Origin of the sequence: Listeria aquatica FSL S10-1188 (genome assembly GCF_000525795.1) — a bacterium.
Taxonomy (GTDB): Bacteria; Bacillota; Bacilli; order Lactobacillales; family Listeriaceae; genus Listeria; species Listeria aquatica.
The window spans coordinates 1-23,503 of the sequence record NZ_AOCG01000019.1; the positions used below are offsets into that span (position 1 = coordinate 1).

Sequence of the window (23,503 nt, forward strand, 5' to 3'; positions counted from 1 at the left end):
GCAAGAGACCGTTTCCGGAAGATGGGAATACTTATGGGAAATTAGAGTTTAGGACAGACAAAGTAGGTGACATTGAAATTCCTTACGGAGAAAGGTACGGGGGGACAAATATTGATGATCCACCATGTACGTACAATGGATTTACTGCATCGAGAAATGGAGAGGTTGTTCCAGAGTGGAAATTTAGAGATAGACAATTTCCAAACAATGGTGCTAAATTATATAAAGTAATTAATAATGAGCAAAAATTGGTAGGAATATTTGATGCTGACCTAGGTCGGTTTGTTGAAGTGAAATAATCAGATAAGGCAGGTGAACAATAGTGATTTATGCTAATTACAAAGGCAAAGTATATAAAGTTAGTGAGATAAGTGGTCAGCAAGTTAGACTAGTAAGTGAGGATAAGAATGATACAACAAATGGGTTTAAACTAAAAGAATATCCTGATTACTACCTTAATAAAGACATACTTCCTAATTTATATGTAAAAGAAGTAAGTTTATCAAACTTAAGTGAGCTTTTTGAAATCAAAGCTTTTGTTAGGTATCAATGTGAAAATTTTGAACTTATAAGTAATAGCGATAAACAATATTTATTAATAGGGACATCCGATTCTAAACTTGCTAAAAAAAATGGGTTTTACAAGAACTGACAAATATTACTATGAAAAAAAAAGTATTAAGAGTTGATGCTGAGTTGATGGAAGAGCGTAAGAATCTGCCTTTAATAGTATAGACAATTTGGGTTACTTAGAATATGTATATCCTTTATTTGACTCTTATTATGAAAAATGAGTTTCTGGGAATGAAGTAGAAATTATTACGGAAAGAATTATCACTTGATAATTAGATAATTCGTTTGTTATAAAGAACTCATTTCTTAGTCGCTGCGCTTTCTGAAAAGTTGAAATAAACGAGTGAAAAATTATAGAATATAAGGGAAATGCATGAAGAAACAATTAAGTTATTAAACAATGAAGAACTAGGATATTTGACTTTCGCCAGTCTAGATAATTTATCATACTCGAATTTGGATGAAACAAATCAAAAATATCATGTGTATTCAGTGGCTGAATGAGCTAGCATAGTGGGCAGAGTAAGAGAATTCTCTGATTTTAAATATGGTCAAGAAGTTTTTTTTGAAAAAAGCGTAAACTTACTGCGGTGTATAATAAATTAAGAGTGGATAGAACCCCCTCGCTAAAAGTTAGCGAGGGGATTCTATTGTTTCACATGAAACAATTTGAGATTGAAATCAATATTTTCGGTATACATCGATCGTATTACCAAAATTAATGTAGTAACGGCCATAGTTGTACATCATCCCGTATTTTTCGCGGTAAGCATCGACCGTATTTCGTAAAAATTCTTCTGTCACTTCTAGCTGTTCCGCCACTTCGTGATATTCTGTCAGACCAAGATAGAAACAACGGATAATCTCGTTAATAGGTACCAATTCTTCAAATGCACGGCGACGTGCGAAAATTTCTTGCTTGCGATTCGGTAAATAAGTTTGATCTACAATATTCCCGTATGTGTATTTCCAGTGCATTAATTCCTCAATTAGTAAACAGCGCTTCTCGACTTGTGTCTTGCGGCTATCAATAAAAATAGTGCCATCCAGAAAAAGCCCCGGAAGCTTATCTGGCATTTTTTCTTCCTTAATAGTTATAAAATCTTTGTAATCATTCACGAGTTTTTCATACATATTCACTCACTCCCCGCGGTGGAGCCTCTTTTTCATATCTATATACGCCAAAATATCACGCATTTCTTCTTCAGTTACATCATCATCAAGGTGGGCAGCAATCGTTAGCAGATGCTCATTTTTTTCGTTTGCACTCGATCTGGGTGGAAAAAAGGCATCAATCGGCTGATTAAAAATTCCTGCAAGCTGGTAAAGAACATCTTGGCTCACTTTCCGTTCTCCATTTTCATAGCGACTTACAGTTTGGCGCGTCGTCTCAAGTTCGGTAGCTAAGGCTCCTTGGCTCATCCGACTATTTTCACGAAACTGGCGGATTTTATTTCCTACAAATTTGTTGAGTTCCATGTCCGATCTTCTCCTTTTATAGAATAACTTTAGTATAACATTTTGTAACCTATTTGGAAACAAAATAAGTTTTTTAGCACCAATCAATTTACATGTAACCGATTTGGTGCTAAAATATATGTACAGAGAAAATTGGAGGGATTAAAAATGAAAGGAACAACCACTTACACGGGACAAATAGTTTGGAAGAGAGGAGGCTAAAAATGGATCAGTATTTGCAGTATATTTTTGGGGACAACAACATTGTTTTTCAAGTTTTACTGTATTTTTTAGGCGTTAACTATCTATTACAGCTTTTTCTCGCGATTTATCGAAAAAAAAATATCCTATCAGTTTGCAATTCATGCTTTTTTGAAGAAATTGGCGATTTTTTTAGTTATTGCGGTTGCCCATCAAACGGATCGAGTGATTGGGGATGAGAATATGGTTCGAGATGGGGCGGCTTTCTTTTACTTAGCTAACGAGCTACTCACAATGATTGAAACACTGATGCAGCTAGGAATAAAGATACCGAAAGTGCTAAAAAACTTAGTCGAAGTGTTTAAAAACGAATGCCGGTGAAAATCATGAAAAAAAAATAAGGCAAGAAACGCAGGAGAGGCTGGATAAATAAAAAATGGCTAGCGCGATAAAGTGGCGCTAGTCCATTTTGATCGATTTATTTCGAATGCTTCTTGAACATGTTATGCGTGAAAAATAAGTTGCCTAGCAAGAAAAGACTAGTCATGTAAAACACGATTGGGTATCCAAATGCGGCAGAAACACTCGAGCCAATAAGTGGCCCCGCCACATTACCAAGACTTTGCGAACTTTGATTGTACGAAAAGATACTACTTAAAGAATCCCGCGGCGAATTTTTGTTAATCAGGGTGTTAATGGAAGGCATTAACGCGCCAGTCGTGAATCCAAGCAAGAACCGAAGCAATCCAAGTTCAAGCGGGCTCTGTACCCAAGCCATTGGCACCATGATGATAGCGGCAGCAACAAGTCCACCGATTAAAACTTTGTGATTACCAATTTTGTCACCTAGTTTCCCGAGATACGGGGAAGCAATCAAGGCGGAGATTCCTGGTGCAGAAGTGATAATTCCACTAATTAATGAAATATTATTATCGCTTCCAAGGAGTTCGCGAATATAAAGCGGTAAAATAGGGCTGATCGAAGTATTGGCGATTTGAATGATAAATGTGGTTAAGAAAAGGCCAAGAACCAGATTTTTGCTTGGTAACCGCTGGAATAACTGCCGCGTTGTGAGCATTTTTTTCTCGGATAACAGGTTTGAAATCTTCCTTCAAGAAAAATAAAGTAAGTAAAAAAGTAAGTAATAAGACGAATCCAGTGATGAAAAAAACAGGTCGATATCCAAATATATCTGCAAGAAATCCACCAATTAACGGTCCAATCAAAGTGCCTGAAATCGTTCCAGTAGAAAGGAATCCAAGCGCCCAGCCGCTTTTGTTTTGCGGAGCTTGCGAGGCGACGAGTGCCGTTGCGTTAGGTATGTATCCCGATAAAAGCCCGTTGAGTGCTCGCAAAAGAACGAGTTGATAGACGTTTTGAACAAGACCGAGGCACCCCATTGTGATTGTCATGCCAAGCGAGGCACGAAGTAGCATCAAACGGCGGCCTTTTCGGTCTGCCAGTCGACCCCAAAATGGCGAGACCAGTGCAGAAGTAAGAGCCGTTGCGCTGACAGCAAGCCCCGACCAGACATTTAACTCCGTGTGATCTGTTACGCCAAGGTCTGAAATATACAAAGACATAAACGGCATGACTAGGTTAAAACTGACGCCCGTTAGGAAACAACCTAGCCAGGAAATATAAAGATTTCGTTTCCAATTTAATTTTGTTTCCAAGAAAATCGCTCCTTTATCTGTTTTATCCTACTCCGAATTTGTTGGAATGTAAATGGATGTGAACATTTTGTGACAAAAAATGAAAAAACTTTCTGATTAATGAAAAATCAGCTGGTTTCTTATGAATTTCGTTGCTATACTTGGAGGGAGTGGAGCGGTTCTGATTAGGAGCTTAAGCCATTCAAAACTTCATGAAAAAGGGAGAATCAAGATGAAAAAGACTATAAAAGTAAGTTGTGGAGTTTTAGCTTTGTCGGTGGGCTTGTTTTTACCAAGTTCTGTACTTGCAGTAGAGGCGCCAGAAGTAGACAAGTTCGAAAAGGTAGTTAGCGAAAGTCAGGTGCAAAATAAAGACAAGCAGCAAGAAGCCGTGCAAGAAAAAGAATCAAAACAGCTTGAAAAAGATGTTCCAGAAGTAAAAACAGAACAAGAAACAGATAAAAAAGCAGAAAAAGCGCCAGAAGAAACAGTGAAACCGAAAGAATCTGTGAAAGCCGAAGACGAAAAAGCTGTAGTTAAAAAGGATGCGAAAGTTACAACGCCACTTGCCGTAGCAAAAGCGAATTTGAGCGTAGAAGTGAATTCAAGCGTTACACCTGCATACTTTGCAGAAGCAAAATCTGGTGTAGCACTGAGCTTTAAAGCAAAGCCTGTTCTTTCAACGATCGGGAAGAAATCAGTTGTGATTGAAGCAACTGATGGCACAACAACAGAAGAGGTTACTGTAAGTTACACAGTAGTTGATACAAAGGCGCCTGTTTTGAACCTCGTTGAAAACAATCCTGAGTTTGGGATGTACGAAGAATGGTTTGCAGATGAATTAGTAGACGTATCGGATAACTCTGATAACTATGAAGTTTTCTTTGCAGACGGATCTGAAACACTCAATACTTCAAAAGCTGGAACATTTAGTGCAGTCATTGTAGCACGTGATGCAGCAGGAAATGAATCTCGAATCACGCTCACTTATACGGTAATTGATGAAGATTCGTTCGATTATGAAGCACCACAAATTGATCCAGTGAAATCAACTGCGACAGACGTTTATGGAAAAACAAAACCAAATGCTCATGTACAAATGGCAAGCGAAGACGGTGTCGTTATTGGCGAAGCACTTGCTGATGCAAACGGGAATTTCCATATTCATTTGGCAACGCCACTTAAGAGTGGTTCGGTTGTCTTTATCTGGTCGTTTATCCTTGAAACTGGCGAAATAAGTGACGTTGGCATTTACACTTACGGACATACAAGTCTTTTGGAGAACACAGGCATCAAGCCTCTTCAAACAGTGAAAAAACCAGTTAAACCGGCTAAACCAGCGGCGCCAGTTGTAAAAACAGTTGCGAAAAAAGCTGATCCAGCAGCACTTCCGAAAACTGGAGATGCGGAAACAGGTGGACTTGCAGCGGCAGGAACTTTACTTGCTGTACTAGCGGGCTTGTACTTAAGAAAAAGAAATTAATAGTTGAGTGAAAACCGGCAGTTTTGTTTCTTGCCGGTTTTTCTTTTAAAAAAGACGATCTTCCTTATAAGTCCAGTTTTCATCTGAACTTTTAGGAAGATTGTCTTTATTTATTTTCTAAGATTTGCAAATTCTTGTTCGCGCAGCGCTACGCGTCTAATTTTCCCAGAATCCGTTTTAGGGAGCGAATTTACAAACTCAATTCGGCGCGGATATTTATACGGGGCGGTGATTTTCTTGGTGAAAGTTTGTAATTCTCGTTTTAGTTCTTCACTTCCTGTATAGCCATCTTTAAGCACGATAAAGGCCTTTACGACCGTACCTCGGATTTCATCAGGACTCGCTACGACTGCGACTTCTTTCACAGCTTCATGGTGTGTGAGCGCATCCTCAACTTCAAACGGCCCAATGGTGTATCCAGAGCTAATGATAATGTCATCGTTTCGACCTTGGAACCAGTAATAATTGGAATCGTCGGCATAAGCTCTGTCTCCAGTGACAAAATAATCGCCACGGATAGCCTTTTCCAGTCGCTCAGGTTCTTTATAATATGTTTTAAAGAGCGCCGGGAAGTCTTTCCGGACCGCGATATCACCAATTTCACCTTGTGGAACAGGTTTTCCCGCTTCATCTACAATGGCCATATATTCAGGCATGATTGGTTTTCCCATCGAACCTGGGCGGATGGGCGTATCAACGAGCGTACCAATTAATAGCGTGCTTTCCGTTTGGCCGTAGCCATCGCGTACTTTGATTCCAAATGTATCTTGAAAAACATTAATAACTTCGCGATTAAGCGGTTCTCCAGCAGAAACAGCGCTTCTAAGGTGTGATAAGTCAAATCTGTCTAAGTGGGTCACTTTGGCCATTAAACGATATTCGGTCGGCGTACAGCAAAGGACATTAATTTGCTGCTCTTCTAGCAGTTTCAGTTGGTTTTCTGGGGAGAATCGTCCGCTATACATGAATCCCGTTGCGCCTTTTCCGAGAACGGAAAGAAATGGTGACCAAATCCATTTTTGCCAGCCGGGTCCAGCGGTCGCCCAAACGCGGTCGTTTTCACGAATATCAAGCCAGTGATCAGCCGCAATCCGGATGTGCGCATAGCCCCAGCCGTGAACGTGTACCACACCTTTCGGGTTTCCAGTCGTTCCACTTGTGAAGGCAAGTAAACAAGGGTCTTCGCGGTGAGTTTCAACGGGAGTAAATTCAGCGGAAGCCTTTTCCATGACTGTCGCATAGTTTGTCCATTCTAAGGCGGTTCCATCGAGTAGAATACGCATTTTTAGCAAGGAATCAATGTTCGAAATTTTATCGATCTCTTGATGAAGACCCGCATAGGCGATGATCCCTTTTACGCCCGCTTGGCGAATACGATATTCAAGATCGTGTGCTTTTAAAAGTTCGGATGCCGGAATAATAATGGCACCAGCCATCCATAAACCCATATAAATGGAATAGGTTTCAAGTAAGCGAGGCGTGATGACAATGACATGGTCTCCCTTTTTAATTCCAGCTTTTTTAACAACGTTTGCAAATTTACGCGCTTCAGCAAGCAGTTCATTGTAGCTCCAGCTTCTTTCAGGCGCATCTGGAGATTTCCAGATTAAGGCTGTTTTGTCAGAGGCGAATTTTGTGATTTCGTCCGTAATGTTATAGAGTTCGGGTGCAATTAAGTTTTCTGAATACAAAATAGATTTCCTCCTTTTAAAAAATTAGTACCTGATAATAGAACATGGTAATATATTTAAATCTAAAAAGCAACTGTAAAGAAAAGCAGGATTATGCTAAGATGAAAAAAACGGTTGAGAAGTGGGGAACGGAAGTGGAAAAAGAAAAATTTATGCGGGAAGCGATAAAAGAAGCTTTAAAGGCACGCGATCTTGGTGAAGTACCAATTGGAGCGGTTGTTGTATTAGATGGAGAAATTATCGGGCGAGGCCATAATTTGCGAGAAACCTCCCAAAATGCTATTACACACGCAGAACTTTTAGCCATTCAAGATGCTTGCATTAAGCAAGGTTCTTGGAGACTTTCGGGCGCCGATTTATATGTGACGCTTGAACCTTGCCCGATGTGCAGTGGCGCCATTTTACTCTCACGAATTCATAAAGTTTACTACGGCGCCAGTGACCCAAAAGCGGGAACTGCAGGGACACTGATGAATTTACTGGAAGACGATCGCTTCAATCATACCTGTGAAGTGGAAAAAGGACTTCTGCAGCAAGAAACGGCGGAACTGCTCACCTCATTTTTTAAGGATCTGAGGGAGCGTAAAAAAAAATTACAAGTCTCAAAAAAAACGAATGAGTCTTTTTTACTATTTTAGGGGAATCCCTATTTTTATTTTCGAATGTGAATAATCGAGCAAAACTCTAGCTTAAGTCTAGCGAAGGCTTTAACTTTGTCTGCTTTAATTGTGTACAGTAAGCTATAAAAAAGCTACTAAAGAACTAAATGATTTTCAGGCGAAATAGGATAAAATGTACTGTATACAGAACTTATTCTAGTTTAATAATTTTTCTTATAGTGTTTGCGCAAAAAGACTTTGTAGTGAGATTTACCTATGATTGTGAAAAGGAGAACAACCACTAGCGGTTTGTTTCGGTTTTTTTCACAATCTTTGCAAGCGCTTGAAAAAGACATGTAAAACGCAAAAAAAAGGAGGGGAAAAGGGTGGATACTTTGTTTCTAGCCCGCTTCCAGTTCGCATCAACAACGATCTTTCACTTTCTGTTCGTGCCGCTATCCATTGGACTTGTGTTCATGGTCGCGCTCATGCAGACGTTGTATGTTGTGAAAGGAAAAGATGTTTACAAAAGAATGTCGAAGTTTTGGGGGACACTTGTTTCTGATTAACTTCGCGGTCGGTGTCGTAACCGGGATCATCCAAGAATTCCAATTTGGGATGAACTGGTCCGATTATTCTCGTTTCGTAGGGGACGTATTTGGTGCTCCGCTAGCTATTGAAGCGCTTCTTGCTTTCTTCATGGAATCGACATTTATCGGTTTATGGATTTTTGGTTGGGATCGCCTCGGAAAAAAACTTCATTTAGCATGTATTTGGCTTGTTTCGATTGGTACGATTCTTTCAAGCTTTTGGATTCTCGCTGCTAACTCGTTTATGCAACATCCAGTTGGTTTCGAATTTAAAAATGGTCGTGCCGAAATGAATGACTTTTGGGCACTTATCACGAATGGTCAGCTACTCGTTGAATTCCCGCACGTTATTTTTGGTGCGTTCGCAACAGGAGCTTTCTTCGTTGCAGGGATCAGTGCTTATAAAATGCTTAAAAAGGAAGATACAAACTTCTTCAAACGCTCTTTCCAAGTAGCGCTTGTACTTGCCATCATTGGCGGATTTGGTACAGCATTCAGCGGTCACTCGCAAGCACAATACTTGGTCAAAACGCAACCAATGAAAATGGCTGCAACAGAAGGCGTTTGGGAGGATACTGCGGATCCTGCCCCATGGACAGCGATTGCCGGTATTGACGTAGATAACCGCAAAAATACGTGGTCAATTGAAATTCCATATGCGCTAAGTTTCCTATCTTACTCTACATTAAGTGGTTCAGTAGAAGGGATGAATACACTTCAAGCGCAATATGAACAACAATATGGACCTGGCGATTATATTCCACCAGTGCGCACTTCATTCTGGAGCTTCCGTATCATGGTTGCTGCTGGAATGCTAATGATTCTTTTCGCACTGATTGGTGTTGTACTTGCATGGCGCAAGAAACTCGAAAATGCGAAATGGTACTTGCGTCTAATGGTTCCAATGCTATTCTTCCCGTTCTTAGCTAACTCGATGGGATGGATTATGACAGAAATTGGACGTCAGCCTTGGGTTGTTTTCGGGTATCAAAAGACGGCAGATGCTGTTTCACCAAACGTTTCAGCTGGTTCATTGCTCTTCTCGATTATCGCCTTCTCAACGATTTACTCAATCTTATTGATTGTTTTAGTATACTTATTTATTCGCGAAATCAAAAAAGGACCTTATGGTGAGAAGAAACAAGAAAAAGTTTCCGTCGATCCATTTGATAAAGGGGGCGACGAAATTGTCACTGAATGAGCTATGGTTTCTGTTGATCGCTGTTTTGTTCGTCGGATTTTTCTTCCTTGAAGGATTTGACTTCGGCGTCGGAATGTCTACGCGCTTTATGGCAAGAAACGACTTAGAACGACGCGTTCTAGTAAACACGATTGGCCCGTTCTGGGATGCCAATGAAGTTTGGTTACTAACAGCAGGTGGTGCAATCTTTGCTGCTTTTCCGAACTGGTATGCGACAATGTTTAGCGGTTACTACATTCCGTTTGTCGTTCTACTGCTTGCACTCATTGCACGTGGTGTTTCGTTTGAGTTCCGCCATCAAAAAGCAAGTGCTGCTTGGCGTAATTTCTGGGACTGGATGGTTTTTGTCGGCAGTATTTTACCGCCTTTCCTATTCGGCGTTTTATTCGCCAGCTTGATTCAAGGTATGCCAATTAACCATGATATGAACATGCACGCTGGTTTCTTCGATTACATTACAGTCTTCTCCGTTTGGGGTGGTATAACTGTAACAATGCTGTGCTTGCTTCATGGTTTGATGTTTATTACAATTCGTACAGAAAATGAGATTCAGGAACGAGCTCGCCGAATGGCTAAACGGGTTTGGTGGATCACGATCCCCGTACTAGTTGTCTTCGTAGTGATGGCGTTCTTCTTCTCGGATATTTTCCAAGCGCGTCCTGTGCTTGTTCCGCTAATGATTGCGGTCGTCGTTGTGATGTACGTGCTTTCAGCAGTGTTCTTGTGGAAAGGTCGCGACGGATTGGCCTTTGCTTTCGGAGGACTGGGTATTGCAATTACCGTTGCAACACTTTTCGTCGGCTTATTCCCACGTGTAATGATCAGTTCGATTGATTCAGCATTTGATTTGACCATCTATAATGCGGCATCGGGAAATTACTCTTTGACCGTGATGACGATTGTAGCGGTGACGTTGTTGCCGTTTGTGCTCGGCTATCAAATCTGGAGTTACTATGTTTTCCGTAAACGCGTTTCGAGTAAGGAGAAAATGACGTATTAATGGGAAAAGATCTATTTAAATATAAAGGTATTAAAAAAATACTAGCGATTTTAGCTGTACTCACCTTGATTCAAGGCGCAGCAATTATCGTCTTGGCTCGTGCCCTCGCCGATGCAGTGACAGACCTGTTTCACGGCGAGGCACTTTCCTCTGTGGCGTTACAAATGTTCCTCTTTACCGGGGCGTATTTTGTACGTCATTTTTTAAATGTCTGGAAAAAGGGGATTGTCTACCGCTATGCCGCGGAAACAGGAAAGCGCATGCGTGAAGAACTTCTTAGCAATCTATTCGTTCTTGGTCCGCGCTTTACCCGCGCCGAAGGAACAGGAAAAATTGTGACCATGGTCATGGAAGGCGTACAAGATTTTAGACGCTTCATCGAACTTTTCTTGCCTAAATTTATGAACATGGCCATCATCCCAGCGATGATTTGGATTTACGTGCTTACGCAAAACGGAACGTCAGCTTTCATATTATTTGTAACTTTCCCAATCCTCATCCTTTTCCTTATTATTTTGGGATTAGCGGCCAAAAAGCAAGCCGATTCGCAGTTTGAATCTTACCGGATTTTGTCGAACCATTTTGTTGATTCGCTAAAAGGGCTTGAAACCTTGAAATATCTTGGCTTGAGCCATAGTCATGAAAAAAGCATCCGGGGGACGAGTGCAAGATACAGACGAGCGACGATGCGCACACTCCGGGTGGCCTTTCTATCTTCCTTTGCGCTCGATTTCTTTACGATGCTTTCGATTGCGATTGTGGCGCTATTCCTTGGGCTGGGCTTGATTAATGGCACTATCACGCTTTATGTGGCATTAGCAATTTTGATTTTAGCACCGGAATATTTCCTTCCCGTTCGAGAACTGGGGACGGATTACCATGCGACGCTTGACGGGCAGGATGCAGGTCGGAATATCCAAGCGATTATTGATCGAGGCGAAGAAGAAAAAGCGGCGAATCCTGGCGAATCTGCGGATGCTTACGGAGAAGATACTCGTTTTGCGATGCAGGGGATTTCTGTGCGGCATGACAGTGCTGAAACCGCATCGCTTGCTGGGGCTGATTTTGAAGTGAAAGGCTATGAAAAAATTGGTATTATCGGTGCAACAGGTGCCGGAAAATCCACGATGATTGACATTTTGAGCGGCTTTTTGGCACCGACAGAAGGGCACTTTGAAATGGATGATAAAAAACAAGTGCAGCTTTCGGATGCAGCTTGGCAGGAGCAAGTGACCTACATTCCACAGCATCCGTATTTATTCCACGGGACAATCGCTTCGAACATCAAGTTTTACCATCCGGATTCCACGCAAGAAGAAGTGGAACGTGCAGCGGATGCGGCAGGTCTTACGAGTGTTGTAGCCAGTTTAGACGCTGGGTACGAAACGGTCGTTGGGGAAGCAGGACGGACACTTAGCGGCGGCCAGGAACAGCGGACTGCGCTTGCACGAGCATTTTTGTCGAATCGAAAAGTAGTACTACTTGACGAACCAACGGCGCATCTTGATATTGAAACGGAAGCGGAGTTAAAGGCGCCGATGTTAGAACTTTTCAAGAATCGGCTCGTTTTCTTAGCAACGCATAGACTGCACTGGATGCTTGAGATGGACCGAATCATTGTGCTCGATAAGGGGCAAATTGTCGAGACAGGGACACATGATGAGTTGCTTGCGAGAAAAGGGTTTTACTACAAGCTAGTAAAAGCTCAGTTGGAGGAGATATAATGCTTAAAAACAGTTGGATAGGTCCTTATATCAAAGAAAATCTCAGACTGTTTATTCTCGTTACCTCACTCGGCGTACTCACGTTTGCAGCAGGTGCAGCTTTGATGTTTACATCGGGTCACTTGATTTCAAAGTCTTCCTTGATGCCGGAGTCGATCATGGCTGTTTACGTATCTACCGTTGGGGTGCGCGCTTTCGGGATCATGCGCTCCGTTTCTCGTTACGTCGAACGACTTTCGAGCCACTCGCTTGTTTTAAAAAATTTTGGAGAAAATGCGCGTCAGACTCTACCGCATTCTAGAACCGCAGGCGCTACTAATTAAGTCGCGCTACCGGACCGGGGATATTTTGGGCTTGCTTGCGGATGACATTGAACATCTGCAAAACTTTTACTTAACAACGATGTTCCCTGCGGTTGTGAGTGTGGTACTTTATGCCGGCGTTCTCATCGCACTGGGTGCTTTCTCCATTTCGTTCGCCATTTTGATGCTCATTTTGATCGGCTTGCTCGTTTTTGTTTTACCTTGGCTCTCTCTGCTTTATGCGAGAGGGAAAAATGCCTACTTAAAGCAGGGAAGAAACGGGCTTTACAATCAGTTTACCGATGCTGTTTTTGGGCTAAGTGACTGGATGTTTAGCGGACGAGAAAAAAGCTTCATCAAGGGGTATGAAAAAGATGAGAGAGATCTGTTAAAAGTGGAAACGAAGCAGTTTCACTTCGTCAATTGGCGGGACTTTTTCAGCCAATTGATTGTCGGGGCGACGGTTGTTGTGATGGTTTACTGGAGTGCCGGACAAGCTCAGGACGGGGTGTTTGATGGAACCTTCATTGCAGCTTTTGTATTAGCCATTATGTCGCTTGGCGAGGCTTTTGTGCCAGTTTCAAGCGCGGTCAGTGATAAATCGCTTTATCAAGATTCACTTGATCGACTAGACAAAATTGAAGATCCGAGTCTGCCTGATTTTGAACATGAGCTTGAACAAAATGTGCGTATCGAAACGAAGAGCGTAGCATTTGAAGCTCGGGGACTCTCGTTCCAGTATAATGAAAAAAGCCCATTTGTTTTGAATCAGTTTGATTTTAAGCTTGCGCAAGGGGAAAAAGTGGCGATGATCGGGCGAAGTGGAACCGGGAAGTCTACTTTTTTGGAACTTGTGCAGGGGGCTCTTACGCCGACGAGCGGTGAAGTGTTGATGAATGACGTTAAAGTGGAAGAAATTCGACCGCAGATGGCAGAAGTCGTTTCGATGCTCAATCAAAAGGCACATTTGTTTAGCACATCGGTGCTAAACAATATCCGGATGGGGAATCAGGATGCGACGGATGAGGAAGTGTATGAGGCGGCACGTCAAGTTAAGATGCATGACTTCATTATGAGCATGCCAGATGGCTATCAAACGCAAATGACTGAGATGGGAGCGCGCTTTTCTGGCGGGGAACGTCAAAGGATTGCGCTCGCTCGGATTCTTTTGCAAGATACGCCGATTGTTATTTTGGATGAGCCAACGGTTGGGCTAGACCCCATTACTGAACGAGAGCTTTTGCAAACGATTTTTGAGGCGCTCGAAGGGAAATCAGTCATTTGGGTGACACATCACTTAGTTGGAGCAGAAAAAATGGATACGGTCGTTTTCCTTGAGGAAGGTTCGATTTTGATGCAAGGGACGCATGCGGAACTTATGGCAAGTGAGCCGCGTTATCGCAGGCTTTATGAGCTGGACCGACCAATCAAATTGAATTAAAATGGCAAGGTGGAGCTTTTGCAGTGAGTTTATCTCGGTGCAAAAGCTCCTTTTTTGGTATAATGGTGCCAGAAACGAGGGATGAGACATGAGTGAATTTGTAATGGGCGTTGATATTGGTACGTCTAGTACGAAGGCAGTGCTTTTTACTGAACAAGGCCAAGTTGTTAATCGGTGTGCGATTTCTTATCAAATGAAAACGGATACGCGCGGAAAAGCTGAACTCGATCCAGAACAGGTTTTTGAAGCTGTTTGTGGCGCAATTCGTGGGGTCATGTTAGAAAGCAAGGTAGATAAAAATGAAATTTTGGCGGTATCTTTTAGTGCGGCAATGCACAGCTTGATACTGGTAGATGAAACTGGAAAGCCGCTCACGAAGTGTATCACTTGGGCTGATGGAAGAAGTTCAGGGGCACTTAAACGGATGAAGCAAAAGTTTGATCTGGAGGCACTTTATCAAAAAACGGGCACGCCGATTCATGCGATGAGTCCATTTGCAAAATTATGTTGGTTGCAGGAAACGGAACCAGAAAAAGTCAAGCTAGCTATGCGAATTTGTGGCATTAAAAGCTATGTACTATATCGCTTTTTTGGAGAATGGGTCATTGATGCCTCTCTTGCGTCTGGTTCTGGTTTGTTTGACCCAGTTACAATGGAATGGGAACCGCTGGCGCTTAATTTAGTGAATATTCCAGAAGGCAAGCTTCCCGAGGTGGTTTCAGAAAGCCATCAACTTACAGGGCTTTCTGAAGCCTCGGGGGAGAAGCTACTTCTTAACGTGGATACCCCATTTGTGATAGGGGCAAATGATGGTTCGCTCGCCAATCTTGGCATCCAAGCTCTTGGTGAATCAGATGTCACGGTGACCGTTGGAACGAGCGGAGCGGTTCGGAAGATTGGGCATTCTTTCTTGCCAGATGAGCATGGAAGAACTTTTTGTTACCGATTGACGGACGGGTATTTTGTGCGTGGCGGAGCTGTGAATAATGGTGGGAAAATTGTGGAGTGGGCGCTTGAACAGCTTGCGCCACGTGCGATCCGTAATGAACGTGACTATGAAAAGCTGATGGAGCAAGCGGGAGAAATTCCACTTGGTGCGGAAGGTTTGCTATTTTTGCCTTATCTTTTGGGCGAACGGGCACCTTACTGGACGGATGATATTCGTGGGGCTTTCCTCGGTCTATCAGAGAGCCATACGCGTGCGCACATGGTTCGTGCAGTTGTTGAGGGTGTCACGCTAAACCTATATAGTGTTTATCAAGAAATTCAAGCGGAAGGTGACGTTTTATATGTGACTGGGGGGATTGCTCAGCAAGAATTTTGGTGTCAGCTTCTTGCAGATGTGTTCGGGCATGAAGTGCGAGTTCCGCATACGGTTGAAGGCTCAAGTCTCGGAGCGGCAATTATCGCGCTAGAGGCTTTTGGGAAAATCCAAGGGTTTAAACTGGACGCAGAACCGGAAATCACGGCGCGTTTTTTCCCGGATCCCAAACGGCACGAACGTTACCTAGCTTGGCATGCTGTCTTTGCGGAAGCGGCAGAAGCGCTCATGGCAAGTAATCGACGTATAATTGAATGGCTAAATGAAGACGAGTAGCGTTTATGAACGAGTGTTTTTGGGGATAGGTAGGTAAGTCAATTAGAAATGAGGTTTTGTCTTATGAACCGAAAAATTGTTTGGATTGCCTTGATTTTGATCGGGATTTGCTTGCTCGGAACCATTGCAGCAACGCTTGTTAGTGTATATTTAGCGGTGTGAAAATTAAATAGAGATTTTACTTGTGTTTTTTTACTAAAAAAGATACACTATTAGTTGAGTCCTTTTCGTAAGGACTCCTAAATTATGGTAGCAAATTTGCCGTGCTAGACGGGGAGATAGCGGCGCCCTGTAACCCGCAATCCGCTCTAGCGGGGTTGAATTCCTCAACTGAGGCTTATATCTGTTTGGTCAGCCTTTGACACGTGGTGTTGACGATTTGGTCTTGCGCAATGGAAGCCTGTGAACCATGTCAGGTCCGGAAGGAAGCAGCATTAAGCAGTGTTCTTCTATGTGCCGCGAGGTAGCCTGATCTGAGCTAACGATCAGAGAAGCGCAGGTGGATGTATGTCGAATTGAGGTGCACGGCGTTAAATATGATTTGATTTAAATCTTCTCTAGCTAGAGAAGATTTTTTATTTGTTGAAAAAGCTCGGAAAAGTATTGACCTTAAGCTATTTACATTTAGTTTAATTGGATACATGTGAAGACAAATACAAAAATAATCCTCGCTATTTTGTTTTTAATCTTTTATACTAGACTTGTAAAAAAGTAATAAGGGGGATATCATGAAATTTTTAAAAAGAGGGCTTAGTCTTGTATTTGTATTTGTTTTAGCTTTAACAGTTGCGGCTTGTGGATCTGAAGAAGCGAAAACGAAGACATTTGAACTGGAAAAAAATGGAGCGACAATGGAAGTGACTTATACATACAAAGGTGACAAGGTGCTTAAACAAACGAGCAAAAATAAAATTCCTTTTTCGGCTCTAGGTGTAACAACGAAGGATCAAGCAAAAGCAAAACTACAGGCAACAGCTGATCAATATCAAGGTATCAAAGGCTTGAAAGAAAATATTACTTACGGAGACAACGAAGTAAGTGAAACGGTTGCAATTGACTATGAAAAAGTTGATATGGACCAAGTTTCTGGTATTTCTGGTATGATGACAGAAGGAAATACTAAAAATGGGATTAGCATGGAAAAATCGGAAAAAATGCTAAAAGAGCAAGGTTTCAAAGAGAGAAAAAATAACTTAGCTAAAAAAAAGGCGCTTATGTGAGCATAAGTGCCTTTTTTTGGTTTAAGTTAGTGAAATTGTTCGCTAAAACTGTTAGAATAGAAAATGGATTTGAATTTTGAAGTTGAGGATGAAGTTTATGCAGCGCTTAAAGAAAAAAAAGAACCATAGTGATTACAAGTATTCTAGTTGTGCTTGCTGCTATACTCTTAACTCTTGGAGTTATTTTTGGTGTATTTCAGCGTCAAGAAGTGCTGGATGAATATGATGTTGCTTATGAAATGAATGGAAAATTGTATGATGTTTTTCCAATTTCATCAACAGATATTGGACTTGATAAGAAAAAAGAAAACAAACATCTTTATTTTCGGGTAAATAGTTACTATAATCTTGAGTATTTCTTTCGGATTGCCTACAATCAATTTGAGTTAAATAAACCATCTGCGGATAAAAGCTTCGCTGGAAAATTGGATTATCGTGTGGCAGACAATGCTTATGTGACCCAAGAAGACGTTTTTCGGACGAAAAAAGATCAATATGCAGTTTATTCTTTCCACAATAAAACGGGTAAAGAAATATACCGCTATGATCCAGAAAATACTTCAACGGATAAGTATGTAACGAGAATCAAGCCGACGATTTTGCAAGGCTATAAAAAAAGTGATATTGCAAGTTATGATGATTTTCTTGATATCAAGAAGTTGTTCCAAGACAAACTAAACAAGAATGTAGACGTGCGTGTAGATGACGCCAAGCGCATGGTGATTTTTTCAATTAAGGATAATTAATTAAAAGAAAGCAGAAATTTTTGGATGAGTGACTTATAAACCCATCTAAGAATTTCTGCTTTTTTAAATTGTTTAGCTGAGTTTTTTGTTATTTAAAATGATTGTGGATGGAAAAGGGGATTTGAGTTTTAGTCAATCAAATGGAGTATTTTTATAGTATGTAGTCACCTTGATGAAGTGGATGGTTTGCTGTTTTGAGTAGTTATCCCGAATGATTTATTTCTTTGTTTTTGAACGGAATTTAGGGATAATAAATCCTGCTAACCATCCTAAAATAGCGGAAATAGCGATGACCATGAATAATGGGATCGACATTTGACCGAATAAAAAGTGAATGGTTACGTGTTGTCGATTAAAGACCATAAATAAAATAATTAAGGCAATGAGTATAATGTTGACAATAAGTTTAATGGAGATTTTTTTTAGATTCGTTTTCCAAGGATATGCCCTCCTCAATATGAAAATTTTTGATTTATATCAGTATTCCCGTTAAGTTTTATAGAAAACATGAAGGGTACACAAATAAAAGGATGAAGAATAGGCGAAACTTTTAAGCTTCCTTAAAAGTTTCTTGTTTTTTGCTGTGTATAATGAGTCTTATCAATTCGAATGGGGGAATAGCGTTTATGAAGAAAAAAGTACTCGCAAGATGGGGGATTTTGGTTCTAGGTGTCTTGGTATTCTGTATAGCTATTTGGGGGATTAGCGAAAATCGGCATTCAAGAAATGAACTAAAAGCGGAAGCGACTCCGCAAATCAATTCGGTGAGCGAAAAACTAGAGGTTCTAGAAAATAAATATAACGCGAAATTAGGTGTTTATGCAACAGATGGGAATGAAAAGATTAAGTATCATTCACGCGAAAGGTTTGCTTATACATCAACATATAAGGCTATCATCAGTGGGCTACTCTTGAAAAATCGTACAGAGGAAGAGTTGCAAAAAACGATTTTCTTTTCAAAAGAGGACTTAGTTGACTACTCTCCTATCACGGAGCAATTTGTGGACAAGGGGATGACGCTCAAGGAGATTATTCATGCGGCTGTAGCTTATAGCGATAATACAGCTGGGAACTTGTTACTTAATGAAATGGGCGGTACGAAGAAGTTTCAAAAGGAATTGAGACTTATAGGGGATAAGACGACTATTTCTTCTCGCTACGAAACGGATTTAAATTCGGCGATTCCTGGTGACATAAGGGATACAACAACGCCGGAAGCATTTGGACAAGACTTGAAGTATTTAACAGACCCCAAACATTTAGATTCGCAAGCACTAAAATATTTTAAACAAACTTTAGTTGATAATACAACAGGGGATAACCTCATTCGCGCGGGTGTTCCAGATGGGTATCTTGTGGGAGATAAAACGGGTGCTGGGTCTTATGGAACACGAAATGATATTGCTATTATATTTAAAGAAAACAGTAAAAAGAAGCCACTTGTTTGGACGGTTTTCTCCAAAATGGATAAGGAAGACGATTCGTATAACGATCAGCTGATTGCTGATGTGGCTAAAGTATTAAGCGAAGAATTTTCATTATAAAATAAAAAGGCTAGGACAAACGCTTTTGGAGCAGGTTTGTTTCTAGCCTTTTATTTTTACGGATTATTCGTAAATCTGTTTTGGTACTACTGAGCTTAAAAATAAAGATGGACTTAGCCCTAGAAAATGTCTTTCACCAACATAGTTCATTAGGATCCTTTATTCCGACTCGTCATTTTTCGGTTTAGCGAGGATTTGGTCAGTAGATTCAGTCGTTTTATCAGGTTTTGGATCATCTGGAAAGACGATCGAAAAAGTATCACGTTTGATAACTTTACTGTTTTTACTTTCCTCTGGCATATCAGACTTTAATGCCAATTGAATCACCTCTATTCTACTTGTATTATAGCATAATGATTGCTTTGTGTAGCAAAGATACACACTTGTTAATTTTCGTGTGTAAAAGGAGTGTTGCGTGCGGAGCTTGAATGCCTCTTTTTTTGAAGAATAATTGGCATGAAAATTGCATTTAATAACTATGGGAACGCTTACTATATTTCAGATTGCAAGATGCTAAGCTTAACGATAAAATAAGAAAAGAGAAGGTTTTTATAGAAAGCTTTTGAAGACTTCTAAGTCGTAGTGTTACATGTTCATGCTTTCGAAAATTCTTCAAAACCTTTTCAAGAAATGGTAGGGATTGTTGGATGAAATTAGCAAATAGTCTTTTCATAGTTTGCATTGGGTTAATGATCATTATGTTTAGTCCTTCATTTGGGAAAAATGGTGCTGCAAGCATGCCAATGATGGTAACTGGACTTGTAATTGCTGCTATCGGAGCTATATATGTTTTTAAAGGACTCAAAAATAAAAAAGGACAGGGAGGGGACAAAAAATGAAAATTTCGCAAAAACTCTATATTTCCCAAAAAGAGTGTTTTACGGCCATTATTAATTCTGTTATTTATGATATTAAACAATCAACTGGGAAAACGAAACAAGTTCGACAGCTGCAAGGCTTTTCGTATCAACGGACGATGTCGAATGGGATGAGAACGACAACGACGATTAGCGAAGTTGTACCGGATGAAGTGTATCAATTTACGACGGAAACTCTTTCTAATACGCACATCACAACTTACACGATCACAGCGACGAGTGAAAATACTTGTGAGGCGACGTACACTGAAAAAATTGAAGCGGAAAAGACAATGCGTAAAGTCAATAATGCTATCGCTGGTTTGATGTTTGGTTTCTTTCGAAAAAGACGAGTTCGCAATTTGCTAAAGGCTATTGAAATGTCTGTTATCAATGAAAGTAAAGCGAAAAAACAAGAAGTGAAATCAGAAAACTGATTTTAGAAGGCAAAGCATTCACTAGATTTTTTTTGGTGCATGCTTTTTTGTCACTTAATAGAAGTTTCTCCTTATCAAACGAAGGGAAGTAAGCTATAATAGTACTACTAAGATCGAGAGGGAGAGTGGAAGATGGCATATCAAGCATTATATCGTGTGTTTCGGCCACAGTCGTTTGATGATGTTGTCGGACAAAGCCATGTGACACGTACACTGCAAAATGCAATTACTCAAAATAAAACGTCACATGCCTATTTGTTCAGTGGACCCCGTGGGACAGGGAAAACGAGTGCAGCCAAGATTTTTGCCAAGGCAATCAACTGTGAAAACCCGGTAAATGGGGAGCCCTGCAACGAGTGCGAAACTTGTAAAACGATTACAGAAGGCTCAAATCCCGATGTCCTCGAAATTGATGCGGCGAGTAACAATGGTGTCGAAGAAATTCGTGATATTCGCGAAAAGGTGAAATACGCACCTACAGTTTCTAAATATAAGGTTTATATTATTGATGAAGTGCACATGCTTTCAACAGGAGCATTTAATGCGCTACTTAAAACGCTTGAAGAACCTCCTAAACATGTGATTTTTATATTAGCAACAACAGAACCGCATAAATTGCCGCTCACGATTATTTCCCGGGTGCAACGCTTTGATTTTAAACGAATCACAACGCAGGACATCACGGAGCGAATGGCTTATATTTTAAACGAAGAAAAAATTCCGTTTGATGAAAAGGCGCTCGCTATTATTTCACGGGCAGCTGAAGGCGGGATGCGGGATGCGCTGAGTTTGCTAGACCAGGTCATTTCTTATGGCTCAGAAGAAGTGAGTGTAACAGATGCACTTGAAATCACAGGATCTGTTTCGCAAAATTTGCTTACGGAACTGGTTAAGAGCATCATGGAATGCGATGCCGAACAAGCGATTCAAAATTTGTCAGCGCTACTTGCAGAAGGCAAAGACCCAGTTCGGTTGGTAGAGGATCTACTCGTTTTCTTCCGAGACATTTTACTTTATCAAAAGGCGCCGCAACTTGAGGAATCACTTGAGCGTGCTGTGGCGGATGAAGACTTTCAAGAGCTTGCTGCGGAAGCGAATTCTGTGCGGATCTATGAATGTGTTGATTTGCTTAACAAGGCGCAACAGCAAATGCGGTTTTCTAACCATCCTGGCATTTACGTTGAGGTGGCGGTTGTGCAACTTACGCAAACAAAGGGTTCTATTTTGACTGATGTAAGTGGAGAAGCTGGAACAGAGGTTTCGAATGCAGAAGTGGTGAAACTTCAAGGTGAAGTGAGTGCGCTTCGTCGCGAAATCGAGGAACTAAAGAAAAGTGGTGTAAAGGCAAGCGAAACTTCTTCGGGAGAAAAAACAAGTCGTCCGAAGAAAGCGGCAATGAATAGTAGCAAAGGCTTTAAAGCACCGGTGGGCAAGATTAACCATGTGCTTGGTGTGGCAAAGAAAAAAGATTTACAGATGATTCGAAGCGTTTGGAGTGAACTTTTATCCATGTTAATTGCTTCGCAGGCGGCGCTTTTAAATGAAGCGGAACCTGTAGCTGCTTCGGATGATACTTTTGTGTTAAAATTTAAGCATGAGATTCACTGTCAGATGGCTATGGAAAATGCTTCGTTTGTCGAAACGATCGAAACAAGCATTTCCAAGCTGACGCAGGCTAACTATCACTTTATTGGTATTCCAGAAGATCAGTGGCATGATGTTCGCGAAAACTTCATCAAGCTGCACAATAACGGTAGCGAAGAAATGGATGGCGAAGGACTACCTGCTGAAAATACTAGTGGAACTGATGCTGATTCGGAAGAACAGTTTGTGACGGAAGCGGCGAAATTAGTCGGTGATGACTTACTTGAAGTAAAAGAATAAATTTTTTTAAGAAGAGGAGAATATTTTATGCGTGGAATGGGTAATATGCAAGGTATGATGAAACAAATGCAGAAAATGCAAAAGGAAATGGCGAAAGCACAAGCTGAACTAGAAGTTTCTGAGTTCACAGGAACGGCTGGAGGCGAAATGGTTTCCGTGAAAGTAAATGGAAAACGTGAAGTGCTTGATGTTATCATTAAAGAAGAAGTTGTTGATCCTGAAGATGTGGAGATGCTCCAAGACTTAGTACTTGCAGCAACAAATGATGCGCTTAAACAACTTGAAGAAACGACTTCACAAAAGATGGGCAAATTCACACAAGGAATGAACATTCCTGGGCTATAAGTTTACGGCGGCAGGATCCGAGTATGTCCTGCCTGCTTTTTTGAAAGTGAGCGATGCAGATGCATTACCCTGAACCGATAACGAAATTAATTGATAGCTTTATGAAGCTTCCAGGGATTGGTCCAAAATCGGCGGCACGGTTAGCTTTTTTTGTTTTGGACATGAAAGAGGATGATGTCCTCAACTTTGCAAAGGCGCTTGTTGACGCCAAGCGAAACTTAACATTTTGTTCTGTTTGTGGACACATTACGGATCAAGACCCGTGTTATATCTGTTCGGATACCAGTCGTGACCGGAGTGTTATTTGTGTGGTCGAAGAGCCACGCGATGTGATTGCAATGGAAAAAATGCGAGATTATAATGGGCTTTATCATGTTCTACACGGAACGATTTCACCGATGGATGGAGTAGGACCGGAAGATATTAATATCGCTGATTTGATTAAGCGACTTCAAAATGAAGAAGTAGAAGAAGTGATTCTCGCAACGAATCCAAATGTTGAAGGAGAAGCGACTGCGATGTATATTTCACGTCTCGTGAAACCAAGCGGAATTAAAGTAACGCGTATTGCCCATGGTCTGCCAGTCGGGGGCGATCTAGAATATGCAGATGAAGTAACACTATCCAAGGCTCTTGAAGGTAGACGGGAAGTTTAACGGACAATAGAGGTGATTGACGATGGAATCTAGGAGCAGAACGCATAGCAACAATAAGCGACATGCAAAACGGAAAAGAAAAACGCGGATTGGTAAGCTTCATAAAAGTTATGATGAATATTTGCTTGAATTAATTGAAGTCACGCAGGAAAAATGGCAAAAAGAGCGAGAGCTTTTGGATAGAAGTTTTGGCTATGATCCGAGACTTGAATTTGAAGTAAAAAAAAGCAGAAATGAAATACTTTTATTTGTTTAAAGAAGCTAGATACCGTCAAATCAGCGGTAGAAAATAAGTATAT

At 41.0% G+C, this 23,503-nt stretch carries 19 protein-coding genes, 1 other RNA gene and 6 pseudogenes; 20 read left to right on the forward strand and 6 right to left on the reverse strand.

The window, feature by feature from the left end; all coding sequences use genetic code 11:
* Together MAQA_RS14580 and MAQA_RS12535 are read left to right on the forward strand one after the other, a co-directional pair.
* Window positions 1-299 (forward strand): annotated as a pseudogene (locus tag MAQA_RS14580) (hypothetical protein); the annotation flags it as partial.
* A 23-nt stretch (window positions 300-322) separates the two neighbouring features.
* Entirely contained in the window at window positions 323-652 is a 330-nt protein-coding gene (locus tag MAQA_RS12535) for a hypothetical protein (protein ID WP_052008607.1), read from the forward strand.
* 602 nt (window positions 653-1,254) lie between these two features.
* On the opposite strand, the gene MAQA_RS12540 is transcribed toward MAQA_RS12535, so the two are convergent.
* Together MAQA_RS12540 and MAQA_RS12545 are read right to left on the reverse strand one after the other, a co-directional pair.
* Window positions 1,255-1,707 carry an ImmA/IrrE family metallo-endopeptidase gene (locus MAQA_RS12540; protein WP_036074366.1) on the reverse strand — a complete coding sequence of 151 codons (453 nt, stop codon included), beginning with the start codon at window positions 1,705-1,707 and terminating at the stop codon, window positions 1,255-1,257.
* A gap of 6 nt (window positions 1,708-1,713) precedes the next feature.
* Window positions 1,714-2,052 carry a helix-turn-helix transcriptional regulator gene (locus tag MAQA_RS12545; protein ID WP_036074367.1) on the reverse strand — a complete coding sequence of 113 codons (339 nt, stop codon included), beginning with the start codon at window positions 2,050-2,052 and terminating at the stop codon, window positions 1,714-1,716.
* Between the two features lie 309 nt (window positions 2,053-2,361).
* Between MAQA_RS12545 and MAQA_RS14280 the strand changes: the two genes are divergently transcribed.
* A complete protein-coding gene (locus MAQA_RS14280) occupies window positions 2,362-2,613 on the forward strand; it encodes a phage holin family protein (protein ID WP_277619991.1) in 252 nt (83 codons plus the stop codon).
* Between the two features lie 97 nt (window positions 2,614-2,710).
* On the opposite strand, the pseudogene MAQA_RS16470 reads toward MAQA_RS14280, so the two are convergent.
* Window positions 2,711-3,908: pseudogene (locus tag MAQA_RS16470) on the reverse strand (multidrug efflux MFS transporter).
* 211 nt (window positions 3,909-4,119) lie between these two features.
* Between MAQA_RS16470 and MAQA_RS12560 the strand changes: the two are divergent.
* Complete coding sequence (locus tag MAQA_RS12560; RefSeq protein WP_036074398.1) at window positions 4,120-5,370, forward strand: LPXTG cell wall anchor domain-containing protein; 1,251 nt, start codon at window positions 4,120-4,122, stop codon at window positions 5,368-5,370.
* 110 nt (window positions 5,371-5,480) lie between these two features.
* Here MAQA_RS12560 and MAQA_RS12565 read toward each other — a convergent pair whose 3' ends face one another.
* Window positions 5,481-7,061 carry an acetate--CoA ligase gene (locus MAQA_RS12565; RefSeq protein ID WP_036074370.1) on the reverse strand — a complete coding sequence of 527 codons (1,581 nt, stop codon included), beginning with the start codon at window positions 7,059-7,061 and terminating at the stop codon, window positions 5,481-5,483.
* A gap of 134 nt (window positions 7,062-7,195) precedes the next feature.
* Here MAQA_RS12565 and tadA point away from each other — a divergent pair, with 134 nt between their 5' ends.
* The 9 genes and pseudogenes from tadA (at window position 7,196) to MAQA_RS12605 (ending at window position 17,481) form a co-directional block, all read left to right on the forward strand.
* A complete protein-coding gene (gene tadA, locus MAQA_RS12570; protein WP_052008617.1) occupies window positions 7,196-7,699 on the forward strand; it encodes a tRNA adenosine(34) deaminase TadA in 504 nt (167 codons plus the stop codon).
* Window positions 7,700-8,046: 347 nt separating this feature from the next.
* Window positions 8,047-9,451, forward strand: a pseudogene (locus MAQA_RS12575) (cytochrome ubiquinol oxidase subunit I).
* On the forward strand, window positions 9,438-10,451 hold the full coding sequence (cydB, locus tag MAQA_RS12580; protein WP_036074373.1) for a cytochrome d ubiquinol oxidase subunit II: 1,014 nt from the start codon (window positions 9,438-9,440) through the stop codon (window positions 10,449-10,451). Before MAQA_RS12575 ends, cydB begins: the two are co-directional and overlap by 14 nt.
* Complete coding sequence (cydD, locus tag MAQA_RS12585) at window positions 10,451-12,175, forward strand: thiol reductant ABC exporter subunit CydD (RefSeq protein ID WP_036074374.1); 1,725 nt, start codon at window positions 10,451-10,453, stop codon at window positions 12,173-12,175. Before cydB ends, cydD begins: the two co-directional genes overlap by 1 nt.
* Window positions 12,175-13,918, forward strand: a pseudogene (cydC, locus tag MAQA_RS12590) (thiol reductant ABC exporter subunit CydC). The gene cydD and the pseudogene cydC overlap by 1 nt, the downstream one beginning before the upstream one ends.
* An 88-nt stretch (window positions 13,919-14,006) precedes the next feature.
* Entirely contained in the window at window positions 14,007-15,515 is a 1,509-nt protein-coding gene (locus MAQA_RS12595) for a gluconokinase (RefSeq protein WP_036074375.1), read from the forward strand.
* Between the two features lie 261 nt (window positions 15,516-15,776).
* An RNA gene (gene ffs, locus MAQA_RS14285) (signal recognition particle sRNA large type) lies at window positions 15,777-16,043 on the forward strand.
* Window positions 16,044-16,243: 200 nt separating this feature from the next.
* Complete coding sequence (locus tag MAQA_RS12600) at window positions 16,244-16,735, forward strand: YehR family lipoprotein (RefSeq protein WP_036074377.1); 492 nt, start codon at window positions 16,244-16,246, stop codon at window positions 16,733-16,735.
* Between the two features lie 97 nt (window positions 16,736-16,832).
* A pseudogene (locus tag MAQA_RS12605) lies at window positions 16,833-17,481 on the forward strand (hypothetical protein).
* Window positions 17,482-17,697: 216 nt separating this feature from the next.
* Here MAQA_RS12605 and MAQA_RS16710 read toward each other — a convergent pair.
* Window positions 17,698-17,844 (reverse strand): LapA family protein, encoded by a 147-nt coding sequence (locus tag MAQA_RS16710; RefSeq protein ID WP_149023372.1) that lies wholly within the window; start codon window positions 17,842-17,844, stop codon window positions 17,698-17,700.
* 263 nt (window positions 17,845-18,107) lie between these two features.
* Here MAQA_RS16710 and bla point away from each other — a divergent pair, with 263 nt between their 5' ends.
* Window positions 18,108-19,025, forward strand: a complete 918-nt coding sequence (gene bla / locus MAQA_RS12610) for a class A beta-lactamase (RefSeq protein WP_036074381.1) — start codon at window positions 18,108-18,110, stop codon at window positions 19,023-19,025.
* Window positions 19,026-19,184: 159 nt separating this feature from the next.
* Here the strand turns inward: bla and MAQA_RS14675 are convergent, their stop codons facing one another.
* The gene (locus tag MAQA_RS14675) at window positions 19,185-19,343 is read right to left on the reverse strand and encodes a hypothetical protein (protein ID WP_173400324.1); all 159 of its coding nucleotides are present in this window, start codon (window positions 19,341-19,343) and stop codon (window positions 19,185-19,187) included.
* A 329-nt stretch (window positions 19,344-19,672) separates the two neighbouring features.
* Between MAQA_RS14675 and MAQA_RS12615 the strand changes: the two genes are divergently transcribed.
* From MAQA_RS12615 to MAQA_RS12640, 6 genes and pseudogenes are all read left to right on the forward strand, one after another.
* A complete protein-coding gene (locus MAQA_RS12615; protein ID WP_036074382.1) occupies window positions 19,673-19,864 on the forward strand; it encodes a DUF3188 domain-containing protein in 192 nt (63 codons plus the stop codon).
* Window positions 19,861-20,319 (forward strand): DUF3284 domain-containing protein, encoded by a 459-nt coding sequence (locus MAQA_RS12620; RefSeq protein WP_036074385.1) that lies wholly within the window; start codon window positions 19,861-19,863, stop codon window positions 20,317-20,319. The genes MAQA_RS12615 and MAQA_RS12620 overlap by 4 nt, the downstream gene beginning before the upstream one ends.
* A 132-nt stretch (window positions 20,320-20,451) precedes the next feature.
* Complete coding sequence (gene dnaX, locus MAQA_RS12625; protein ID WP_036074387.1) at window positions 20,452-22,203, forward strand: DNA polymerase III subunit gamma/tau; 1,752 nt, start codon at window positions 20,452-20,454, stop codon at window positions 22,201-22,203.
* 27 nt (window positions 22,204-22,230) lie between these two features.
* A complete protein-coding gene (locus MAQA_RS12630) occupies window positions 22,231-22,548 on the forward strand; it encodes a YbaB/EbfC family nucleoid-associated protein (RefSeq protein ID WP_036074389.1) in 318 nt (105 codons plus the stop codon).
* A 59-nt stretch (window positions 22,549-22,607) separates the two neighbouring features.
* Window positions 22,608-23,204, forward strand: a complete 597-nt coding sequence (gene recR, locus MAQA_RS12635) for a recombination mediator RecR (protein ID WP_036074400.1) — start codon at window positions 22,608-22,610, stop codon at window positions 23,202-23,204.
* Window positions 23,205-23,226: 22 nt separating this feature from the next.
* Window positions 23,227-23,497: pseudogene (locus MAQA_RS12640) on the forward strand (YaaL family protein).
* Window positions 23,498-23,503 lie beyond the last annotated feature (6 nt).